At 64.5% G+C, this 10,166-nt stretch carries 12 protein-coding genes and 1 pseudogene; 5 read left to right on the top strand and 8 right to left on the bottom strand.

Translation table 11 applies throughout. From position 1 onward, the window contains the following. Positions 1-133: 133 nt before the first annotated feature. Positions 134-1,198, bottom strand: coding sequence for an AbrB family transcriptional regulator (locus AAFX91_RS34500; protein WP_130584308.1), 1,065 nt, complete (start codon positions 1,196-1,198; stop codon positions 134-136). A gap of 110 nt (positions 1,199-1,308) precedes the next feature. Further along, positions 1,309-1,584 (bottom strand): PsiF family protein, encoded by a 276-nt coding sequence (locus AAFX91_RS34495; protein WP_130584307.1) that lies wholly within the window; start codon positions 1,582-1,584, stop codon positions 1,309-1,311. Between the two features lie 189 nt (positions 1,585-1,773). Here AAFX91_RS34495 and AAFX91_RS34490 point away from each other — a divergent pair, with 189 nt between their 5' ends. Both AAFX91_RS34490 and AAFX91_RS34485 read left to right on the top strand, forming a co-directional pair. After that, positions 1,774-2,268: a hypothetical protein gene (locus AAFX91_RS34490; RefSeq protein WP_394569538.1), complete on the top strand. Its 495-nt coding sequence runs from the start codon at positions 1,774-1,776 to the stop codon at positions 2,266-2,268. Positions 2,269-2,417: 149 nt separating this feature from the next. Continuing rightward, positions 2,418-3,080: a DsbA family protein gene (locus AAFX91_RS34485; protein WP_130583470.1), complete on the top strand. Its 663-nt coding sequence runs from the start codon at positions 2,418-2,420 to the stop codon at positions 3,078-3,080. A 33-nt stretch (positions 3,081-3,113) separates the two neighbouring features. Here AAFX91_RS34485 and AAFX91_RS34480 read toward each other — a convergent pair whose 3' ends face one another. Both AAFX91_RS34480 and AAFX91_RS34475 read right to left on the bottom strand, forming a co-directional pair. Further along, positions 3,114-3,320: a hypothetical protein gene (locus AAFX91_RS34480; RefSeq protein WP_130583469.1), complete on the bottom strand. Its 207-nt coding sequence runs from the start codon at positions 3,318-3,320 to the stop codon at positions 3,114-3,116. Between the two features lie 81 nt (positions 3,321-3,401). Further along, a complete protein-coding gene (locus AAFX91_RS34475; RefSeq protein WP_394569537.1) occupies positions 3,402-4,289 on the bottom strand; it encodes a LysR family transcriptional regulator in 888 nt (295 codons plus the stop codon). Positions 4,290-4,409: 120 nt separating this feature from the next. On the opposite strand from AAFX91_RS34475, the gene AAFX91_RS34470 reads away from it, so the two are divergent. Then, positions 4,410-5,150, top strand: coding sequence for an SDR family oxidoreductase (locus AAFX91_RS34470; protein ID WP_130583467.1), 741 nt, complete (start codon positions 4,410-4,412; stop codon positions 5,148-5,150). A gap of 73 nt (positions 5,151-5,223) precedes the next feature. Here the strand turns inward: AAFX91_RS34470 and AAFX91_RS34465 are convergent, their stop codons facing one another. The 3 genes from AAFX91_RS34465 to AAFX91_RS34455 form a co-directional block, all read right to left on the bottom strand. Further along, positions 5,224-6,297 (bottom strand): phospholipase, encoded by a 1,074-nt coding sequence (locus AAFX91_RS34465; protein WP_130583466.1) that lies wholly within the window; start codon positions 6,295-6,297, stop codon positions 5,224-5,226. A gap of 17 nt (positions 6,298-6,314) precedes the next feature. After that, positions 6,315-7,286 carry a S1C family serine protease gene (locus tag AAFX91_RS34460; RefSeq protein WP_394569536.1) on the bottom strand — a complete coding sequence of 324 codons (972 nt, stop codon included), beginning with the start codon at positions 7,284-7,286 and terminating at the stop codon, positions 6,315-6,317. A 143-nt stretch (positions 7,287-7,429) separates the two neighbouring features. Continuing rightward, positions 7,430-8,491: a DUF2252 family protein gene (locus AAFX91_RS34455; RefSeq protein ID WP_130583464.1), complete on the bottom strand. Its 1,062-nt coding sequence runs from the start codon at positions 8,489-8,491 to the stop codon at positions 7,430-7,432. Between the two features lie 164 nt (positions 8,492-8,655). Between AAFX91_RS34455 and AAFX91_RS34450 the strand changes: the two genes are divergently transcribed. Together AAFX91_RS34450 and AAFX91_RS34445 are read left to right on the top strand one after the other, a co-directional pair. Beyond that, positions 8,656-9,147 (top strand): NUDIX domain-containing protein, encoded by a 492-nt coding sequence (locus tag AAFX91_RS34450; RefSeq protein WP_283813573.1) that lies wholly within the window; start codon positions 8,656-8,658, stop codon positions 9,145-9,147. Further along, positions 9,144-9,566, top strand: a complete 423-nt coding sequence (locus tag AAFX91_RS34445) for a DUF1810 domain-containing protein (RefSeq protein ID WP_130583463.1) — start codon at positions 9,144-9,146, stop codon at positions 9,564-9,566. The genes AAFX91_RS34450 and AAFX91_RS34445 overlap by 4 nt, the downstream gene beginning before the upstream one ends. Positions 9,567-9,691: 125 nt before the next feature. Here the strand turns inward: AAFX91_RS34445 and AAFX91_RS34440 are convergent. After that, a pseudogene (locus tag AAFX91_RS34440) lies at positions 9,692-10,166 on the bottom strand (acid--CoA ligase); the annotation flags it as partial.

Here is a 10,166-nt window from a genome sequence, read left to right as displayed (position 1 = left end):
AACCGCCGGATACGGACCCGTACGTCCGGTGGTGTGGGAGGGGCGAAGCCGCGAGGCTTCCCCCTATCCCGATCCGCAAGCGGAGGCGTGGATTGCTTCGCTCCGCTCGCAATGACGAGTGAGACGCGTCCGCTTAATCGTCCACGTCTTCCTGCGGGCGGCCGAACAGGTGCACGATGCCGGGTGTTGCCAGCGTCACGAACACGAAGCGCGAGAGGTGGTGGGCGCCGACGAAGATCGGGTCGATGTGCAACGTCAGCGCCAGCGCCAGCATGGCGTCCATCGCACCGGGGGCAAAGGCGACGACGACGTCGGAGAGATGGACCTGCGTAGTCAGCGTGATCGCGGCAACGAAGATCGCGGAGATCACGATCGCGACCGCGAACGAGCCGAGTCCGGCATTGATATGGCTGCGCAAGGTCGAGAGCTTCATCCGTGCAAAGCGCGACCCGATCAGGGCGCCGATGCCGACCAGCGCGACGCCGCGCACCCAGGGCGGCAGGCCGCCCTCGATCGCGCCGATCCCGTGCAGCAGGCTGGAGGCGAGCATGGCGCCGAACATCCAGCTTGCCGGAAATTTCGCCCAGCGCAGCACGAGCGCCGCGCCGATGGAGGCCGCGATCAGCGCCGCGAGCTCGAGCGGCGAGGCGCTGGCGGAGGCGATGGTCGGCGGCGCCGCTGGCGCTATTCCGAGCATCGCCAGCATCAGTGGCAAAGCGGCGGTCAGGATGATCACGCGCATGGTCTGCACCACGGCGATCGCGGCGACATCGGCATTCTTTTCGATCGCGAGCATCGTGATCTGAGACAGCGCGCCGGGGCTGCCGGCGAGGAAGGCCGAGGTCTGGTCCCAGCCATGCACGCGCTGCAGATAGTAGCTGCTGCCGAAGATCGAGCAGACGGTGGCGAGCGCCAGCAGCGCGATGGTGAGCGGATAGGCGCTCACATGCTGGATCAGTTGCCGCGACACCAGGGAGCCCAGCGAGATGCCGAGCAGGATCAGCACGGTCTGGGTCACCACCGGCGGCACGGTGAGCGGCCGGCCGGCGAGCGCGGCGATGCCGACCGCGATCATCGCGCCGGAAATCAGCCCGCCTGGCAGGTTCGCCCACAAAAACAGCAGGCCGCCCGCGGCGCCGATGACGAGCGTCTCGGTCGTATTGAGGATGTTCGCGCGGCTGGGAATGGCAAGCGCCATCGATGCGGGGAGCAGGTTCACGATGGCGTTATGCCAAATCCGCAGGCCCGCGACAAATGCATCTCGCGATTGCAGCAATGCGCCGGATTTTTGGAGGCCGGGTGCCGCCCTTACTTCGCGCCCGCGCTCTTGTCGGCGGCTTCCTTCAGGCATTCGCGGCGGAATTTCTTGCGCTCCTTGCCGTGCAGGCTTTTCGCATCGGCCTGCTTGGAGCATTCCAGCGAGGCGGCGCTGCGTGCCTTCTTCTCGTCCGGTGACGGCGGCGCCTTGGTCTCGGTCTTGGCGGTGTCCTTCGGCGCGGGCGCAGTGGTTTGCGCAAAGGCGGTGCCCGTCAGCAGGAACGCGGCGAGGGCGGTTGTGGTGGCGAGGGAGGAAAACTTCGGCATGAGGCACACCTCGAATGATTGGATGTGAAACCGTCGTCGCCCGATGCTGAACCGCCGATGAATATCGCCCGTGTCGGTCGCCACAATATTTTGACGGGGCGGTTCGCCAATGCGTTGTCGCAAGTTCCGGTTGCGTTAGGATGCGGCCCTCGTCAACGCGCTGAGGTTTGACGGAAAGGGAGAACAACCATGACAATTCGAGCCAAACTGCTTTGTGCGATGGCGGCCTCGGGTCTCGCCGCATTCGTGATGTCGGCGCCGGCTGAGGCCCTGACCGCGCAGGAATGCAGCGCCAAGTACCAGGCGGCCAAGGCAGCCGGAACACTCGGTGGCCAGAAGTGGAACGACTTCCGCAAGGCCGAGTGCGGCGCGAACGCAACGCCAGCCGCCGCCGCGCCCGCGCCACCGACAGCCGCTGCGCCCGCGCCGGCCCCGGCCGCCAAGGAGGCCAAGAAGGAAGCCGCTCCAGCCGCAGCGCCTGCGTTGCCGGCGGGACCGGCGGTATTCCCGAACGCGGTCGATCCGAAATACGCCAAGGAGACGCAGGGCAAGGCGCGCATGCACACCTGCGTCGACCAGTACAATGCCAACAAGACCACCAATGCCAATGGCGGTCTGAAGTGGATCCAGAAGGGCGGCGGCTATTACAGCGAATGCACCAAGCGGTTGAAGGGCGCCGCTTGATCTTGAAGCGGCTGGCGCGGTCGGAGTATGACGCCGGCCGCGTCAGCCTTTATCGTGCCGTGTTTCGGACGAGTTTGGTGAGCTCAGCAAAGCTGCGTGACATGTCCGCCTGCCGAGCGTAGACAGCGAAGGCAGCCGCGAGATTTGACATGAGCCCACCGACCGATCGTGCCGGAATCAATCCGGAACCCACGCGCCGCGCCGCGCTCGGCCTGATGGCTGCCGGCATCACGCTGCTGGGCGGCACTGCCGTCGCGCAGGAAGAAGAGAAGGTGCTGACCGAAGCCGCCGTGCTGCGCGATCCGGAGATCCCTGTCGCCGGCAACGCCAAGGGCGACATCAGCATCGTCGAGTGGTTCGACTACCAGTGTCCCTATTGCCGCAAGATCGCGCCTGAACTGCAGCAAATTGCGCAGGACGATGGCAAGGTGCGCCTGGTGTGGAAGGATTGGCCGATCCTGGGCGATGTGTCGAAGGTCGCATCGCGCATGGCGCTGGCCGCGAAGTATCAGGACAAGTTTCAGGCAGCGCATGAGGCGATGATGGGCCTCACCATGAAACTGACCGAGCCGCGGATACAGGAGGTGCTCGCAGGTGCGAGCATCGACATCGATCGCTTGAAGCGCGATCTTGCGGCCAATGCCACGACGATCGATGCCATTCTTGCGCGCAACAACGCCCAGGCCGAGGCCTTCGGTTTTCAGGGCACGCCGTCCTTCATCGTCGGCAAATTCCGCGTGCCCGGCATCCTGACCAAGGAGCAGTTTGTGCAGGCCATCGCCGACGCGCGCAAGGCGAACATGAGTCGCTAGATCGGGCAGTTCCTCAGGTCTGGCAGGTCTTCGCTAGCGCGATGAAATCTTCTGCCAATCCTCATGAGCGCGTGCTTTCAGCGCCTTCAGGTCATCGGCGGCAACGTCCCAGTTGACGATGGTACGGCCGCTCTGCGCGGCCTGGCCGCCCGCCACGCTCGACGTCCGCATCGAATCATAGAGATAAACGCCCGCAATGAGCAGTAGCGCACCCAAGATCATTCCGAAAAACGTTCGCATGACGAAACCTCCGGTGACCGCAGATAACGGGGATGGCCGGCGGATGGTTCCGGGGCCGGCCAGTTCGTACCGGAACCGCGCTTAAGCCCGCCCGAAGGCGTGCATCACGTAATCGATGAACACGCGCACGCGCGGCGAGACCTGGCGGTTGCGCGGGTAGAGCAGGGATACCGGGACCGAGGGCGGCGGACATTCGGTGAGCACCTCAACGAGCGCCCAACGCGCCAGATCGGCTTCGGCGTGGAAGCGCGGCACCTGGACCAGGCCGAGGCCGAGCCGCGCGGTGGCGAGGTAGCTCTCCGGTCCCGTCACCGACATGATCGCCGGCAGCGTCACTTCGCGCACCGTGCCTCCGACCACGAACTCCATCGGCCGCAGCCGCCTCGTCGTCAGCGAGCGTATCCCGATCATGCGGTGGCCTTCGAGCGCATCGGGACCAGACGGCGTGCCGAAGCGCTCGAAATAGCCAGGCGCCGCGCAGGTGAAGCGCTCCAGCATCACCACCTGCCTTGCGATCATGTCGCTGTCGGGCAGATGGCCGAAGCGCAAGACGCAATCGACGCCTTCCTCGATCAGGTCGATCCAGCGGTCGCTCTCGCTCATGTTGATCTCGATGCCGGGATATTCCGCGAAGAAGCCCGGCAGGTTGGGCAGCAGGAAGTGACGCGCCAGCGTGCCCTGCACTTCCAACCGCAACAGCCCCTTCGGCTTGCCGCCGCCGAATGCGCCTTCGGCATCCTCGAGGTCGGCGATCAGCGACAGGCAGCGGCGGTAATGGGCTTCGCCATCGAGGGTCGGGCGGACATGCCGCGTGGCCCGTTCGATCAGCCGCACACCGAGCCGCGCCTCCAGCGATTTGACGGCGTCCGTCACCGTCGAGCGCGGCATGCCGAGATCCTCAGCTGCAAGCGAAAAGCTGCGCCGCTCCACCACCCGGGTGAACACCCGCATCGCATCGAACCGATCCATCGCGATTATCCGGATTTTGGGAATAGTGATGCCAATCTATGCATGATTATCCGGAGTGTGAAAGTGCCTACCTTGCTCCTGTCACCCAGCGGCCAAGCCGCAGACCGAGAGGAGAACAAGATGTCGAACGAAACCAACAAAGTGGCACTGGTAACGGGCGCCTCGCGCGGGATCGGCGCCGCGGTGGCCGAACGCCTTGCGAAGGACGGCTTCACCGTCGTGATCAATTACGCCGGCGACACCAAAGCCGCCGAGGCGGTGGCGAGCCGGATCGAAGCCGCCGGCGGCCGGGCTCTCACGGCCAAGGCTGACGTCAGCGATCCCAACGCGGTGCGCGGCGTATTCGATGCGGCGGAAGCCGCGTTCGGCGGCGTCGACGTGCTCGTCAACAACGCCGGCATCATGAAGCTTGCCAGGATCGCCGACACCGATGACGCGCTGTTCGACCAGCACGTGGCCATCAACCTCAAGGGCAGCTTCAATGCGATGCGCGAGGCCGCGCGCCGGCTGCGCGACGGTGGACGCATCATCAATTTCTCGACCAGCGTCGTCGGCACCAAGTTCGAGACCTACGGCGCCTACACCGCGACCAAGGCGGCGATCGAGGTCTTGACCGCGATCCTGTCCAAGGAATTGCGCGGACGCGCGATTACGGTCAACGCGGTCGCACCCGGTCCGACGGCGACCGATCTGTTCCTGCACGGCAAGTCGCCGGAACTGATCGACCGCCTTGCCAAGGCCAATCCGCTGGAGCGGCTCGGCACACCCGAGGACATCGCCTCGGTCGTGTCCTTCCTCGCCGGTCCCGACGGCTCCTGGATCAAAGGCCAGACGCTGCGCGCCAATGGCGGCCTGGTTTGAAACAACGACATCGACGAGGACAGTTCCGCCAGCGTGGCGAGTGGTCCCGGGTTACACTGGCGCTTCACCCGGGCTACGGCACCTCATTCAGCCACTCCAGGATCACCGCGTTCATCTCGCGCGGGTAGGTATGGCTGAGGTCGTCGAGCTCGCGATAGGTGACGGCGGCACCGGCCGCGCTCAGCGCCTGCTGCGTCTGGCGCGCGACCTGCACCGGGAACATCCAGTCGAGCGTCCCATGCACGATATGGATCGGCAATCCGCGTAGCCGTTCCGCGTCCGCCATTTCGGCCATCAGCGGATGAAAGGTTGCTGCCACCGGGGCGAGGTGGGTGAAGGGCGAGGCGCTGCCCAAGCCTGAAACATAGCAGAACGTGCCGCCGTCGCTCATTCCCGTCATCAGCATTCGCTTCTCGTCGATAGTCCAGCGCGACCGTACGAAATCGAGAATGCGGACAAGGTTCGGCGTGTCGATATCGTCGCCCATCAACGCCCAGGTGCTTCCGAGCGCGGTCGGCGAGACGAGGATGGCGCCGCGGCTGCGTGCGTCGCGCAGCCAGCTCCACAAGAAGCCGCGGCCATTGCCGCTGCCGCCATGCAGCGCCATCACCAGCGGCCAGGCGCGGTCGGGTGTGTAATGTTCCGGCACGTAGAGCGAAAAGCCCCCGCGGCTGCCCGGCTCGTTACCGTCGTGCAGAATGCCGGTGGTTGCACCGGCAGGCTCGGCCAGCCGCGCTAGCAGTTCGGCATCCCCGCGCAAAGCGGGATCGGTGAAGAACTCGTTCACCGGTGGCAATCGCGTGGCCAGCGGATAGAGCGCCTCCAGCGCGCGCGGCGTGTAGCGCAGCGCGCGGAACACACTCACGAGATCACCATTGCCGTCCTGCACCGCGCGCAGGCCCCGATATGCGGCGAGCGCCGCATCGCTTGCGGTTTCGAGTTGCGCCCTGATCGCGGCAAATTGCTCCGGCCAGTCGGCGAGCCGCGGGCGGACCGCGCGCAGCGCCGCGTCCGGCTCGCCCGCGATCTGCATGACGTGGCCGAACTCCGGCGGGTGCAAATGGCGCGCGATGAAGCCGAGCGATTCCAGCGTCTGCAACAGCGGCGGCAGCACGGCAACGATGTCGTCCACCACGGCCTCGCCCATTGCGCTGCTCTTCGCGCTCAATGCAGCCGCGGCCCCTTCAACAGTTTCGTGCGATCGATCGAGGCCAGCGTGACGTCGAAGGTGACGCCTTTGTGATAGACGGTGAGCGGCACGTCGACGCCGGCGGTGCCGAGCGACCAGAGCTTGCGATAGAAGCTCGCCTGGCTCATCACCTTTTCGCCGTTGACGGCGAGGATGACGTCGCCGGTCTTCAGCTCGGCGCGCGCCGCCGGGCCCTTGCCGGCGATGCCGACCACGACGATGCGGTTGTCGATCTCGGTCGTGTACATGCCGAGCCAGGGCCGCGATGGCCGATTGACGCGGCCATATTTGCGCAGGTCGTCGAACACCGGCATCAAGAGGTCGATCGGCACCATCATGTTGACATGCTCAGCGCGGGCGTTGCGCTCGCGTTCGAGCTGCAGCGAGCCGATGCCGATCAATTCGCCTTTGCCGGAGATCAGCGCGGTGCCGCCCCAATTGGGATGCGCGGGATAGGTAAAGATCGCTTCGTCGAGCAGGTATTCCCAATAGCCTGCAAATTCCTGCTTCGCCACGATCTGGCTCGCCAGCGAGCGGGTGCGGCCGCCGGCGCCGCCGACCACGACATTGTCGCCGACCTTCGTCGCGGCAGACGAGCCGATCGGCATCGGCTCGATGCCCGGCCGTCCCAGCGCCTGCACCAGGCCGAAGCCGGATTCGAAATCGAACCCGAGCGGATGGCCCTCGATCACACGACCGTCGCCAAGATGCAGCCACACGGTTTCCGCTTCAGTGATGAGATAGCCGATCGTCAGCACCAGCCCGTCGTCGATCAGGACACCGTTGCCGGCGCGCTCCGTGCCCAGCGTCTCCGCGCTGAACGCGTCGGATGGGATGATGGAGTGCAGTCCCACCACGGCGGCAAGCGCGCGGTCGAGGTCAAACTTGTAGTTGCCGGAACTGGGCTGGTGTGCCGGTGGCACTTTCCATTCGGTCAAGGAAGACATGAAGGATCTCCGTAAGAATCGCGTTTCCTTCGACTAACGCCGCACCCAATAATCAATGTCCGGTCGATCGTCCCGAAGACAATATAACAACGAAATGAGCCCAGCGCGAGCGGGCTTCGCGGTTTGGAACGACTACAAATCCATCAGCCCCGCCATTGCCGATAGTCGCGCCGAACCTTCCCGTTCGCGACAGTTGCCGCTGCTTGCAACCAGCCGCGTGGGCGTTTTCGCAGGTCGGCTTCGATGGCCTGGCGTCCGGCCGGGCTGGCGGCGTGGATGGACGCAACATCGAATGCCATGGCGTGAAGCAGCTTCAGGTGCAGCTTTCTCCCGGCGCTCTTGCCGAGTTCGATTTTCTTGGAGTCGGCGGAGATGCGGCGGAAGATGAACTTCTTGTGTACGGTCAGAAAGGGATCCGGCGAACGGTACCTGCCGTTGGCCGATTTGAGGAAATTCGATTTCTTCGATGTTGTCGCATCGTGAGCCCAGGTCCATGCCGAGGGCACTAACGCCTTTGCCTCACGCACGACCAGGCCTTCGCGCCATTTTGCGATCACGGCGTAACGCGGCCGTCCCAGGCTGCCGCCGCCCTTCTTGAAAATCTGGCATAGCCGGATGTCGGTCGCGTCCTTAGGCAGGCTTGCCTCCAGTACCTTCTCGACCTCCCTCGGTCGCGGCCGGGGCTTGCGATATTTTTCGATGTCGTCCCAGAATTCTTCCGCTTCTCCGTCGTCCGGCTCGGCGTAAGGCCTGAGCCAGGTTCGGTTCTCGAACAACAGCGCCGGTCGCGGGTATTTCAGGCCCTCGTGATATGCCTTCAACAGGGTGCTGGCGGCATCTTCATCGTCGACAGCCGAACGCGGCGCGAGTTGGATGCTGGTTGCCAGACGGACGAGATCGAGCAGATAGGGCATCTCGGCGGCTTCGTCGAAATCGTTGACTCCCCAGACCAGACGCCCATCGGCGTCGCGCCAGGTTCCGAAATTTTCCAGATGCAGATCGCCGACGGCGAGCACCTTGGGCGCGTCCATCAGCTCCGGACACCAGTCGCCGATTTTCCTCGCCCAGCGGAAATAGGTCGCGCGCAGGAAGATGAAGGCGCTCTCCTTCATTCGCTCGTGCTTGTAGTCGATGTCGCTCTTGACGATATCGCACTGCGTCGCCAACCACTTCTCGAATTCCCTGTTATCATCGCGGAAAGACATGGGAGACCTCACACGGTTGGATCGGTGGAACGGATTCTACCTTAAGATGTGATCTCGCAGAACCTCGCATGTAGCGTCTTGAGCCGATGCGAAACGTCGCATACATGCCGACCAATCCGGTGCTGGCCGACGGAGCCGAAAATGCATGGCGGGAGCAAAGATCGTTGAAGGCGACACGTCGCACGCCCGCAAGTGCGGGCATCATGATGTATCGCCGTTCGGGGTCGCGGCTGGAAGTTCTGCTCGTGCATCCCGGCGGGCCCTACTGGCGCCGCAAGGACGAGGGCGCCTGGTCGATCCCGAAGGGGGAGATGGACGGCGAGGAGGATGCAATCGCCGTGGCGCGCCGCGAATTTGCCGAGGAGACCGGCGTCGTCCTTGATCAGCCGCTCGAACCGCTGGGCGAGATCCGCCAGCGCGCCGGAAAGCGCGTGATCGCTTTCGCCGTCGAAGGCGATCTCGATGTGCATGCTATCAGGAGTAATATGTTCGAGATCGAGTGGCCGCCGAGAAGCGGGAAGATGCAGGCGTTCCCTGAGATCGATCGCGCCGAATGGTTCGATCTCGCGGCCGCGCATGCGAAGATACTCGAAGGCCAGCGGCCGTTGCTCGATCGCCTCGTCGAGCTCGTCGGCCCATCAGGGAGAAGCCCATGAGCGACCGCTTTGATCTCGCGCGCTTTGTCGATGCGCAGGCTCCGGTTTACCGGCAGGTTGTGGCTGAGCTCAGCCGCGGCCGCAAGCAAAGCCACTGGATGTGGTTCATCTTCCCGCAGCTTGCCGGTCTCGGGTTCAGCGCGATGGCGCAGCGCTTTGCGATCGCCTCTCGCGACGAGGCGATCGCCTATCTGAAGCATGAGATCCTGGGACCGCGGCTGCTCGAATGCACGCGTCTCGTCAACGCCGTCGATGGCAAGACCATCCGGGAAATTCTCGGCAGTCCCGACGATCTGAAGTTCCGCTCCTCGATGACGCTGTTTGCCGCGGTGTCGGCCGTTCCCGAATTTCCCGCTGCGCTGAAGAAATATTATGGTGGCGAAGCCGACCCACGAACGCTTGAGCTGTTAGCTGGCTAAAGCTGAACCGACGTCATTCCGGGGCGCGCGTCAGCGCGAGCCCGGAATCCATCGGGCCGCATGCGTAAGTGGAGAAATGGATTCCGGGTTCGCGCTGACGCGCGCCCCGGAATGACGGCGTGGGCTCACTCCGCCTTCGCGTGCACCCGCGACGGCATGATCCGGAATGCGCGATTCTCCTTCAGCCATGCCGCGCGCTCGTCGCGCAATAGCGTGCGGCGGACCTTGCCGGAATCGTCGCGCACCTGCGCGTCCACGATTTCAAAGCTCTCCGGATGCTTGTAGCGGCTCAGCCGGTCGGCGAGGAAATCGCCCATGCCGTCGGCGATCGCCTGCGCGTCGACCGCCGGATCGCACTCGAGGATCGCATGGATGCGCTGGCCGAATTCGGGATCGGGCAGGCCGACCACGACGCAGGAGCGCACATCGGGATGCGCGCACACCGCGGCCTCGACTTCCGCCGGATAGATGTTGGCGCCGCCGCGCAGGATCATGTCGGCGAGCCGGTCGCCGAGATAGAGATAGCGCATTGCCTCATCAAGAATGTTACCGGAGAACTGACCGTCAGGATTGGGGCGGCGACACCGAATCGGATCGGTG

It is taken from the genome of Bradyrhizobium sp. 31Argb (assembly GCF_043638955.1).
Classification (GTDB): domain Bacteria; phylum Pseudomonadota; class Alphaproteobacteria; order Rhizobiales; family Xanthobacteraceae; genus Bradyrhizobium.
Note: the sequence above shows the minus strand (reverse complement) of the source record. Positions and strands in the feature narration are given on the sequence as shown.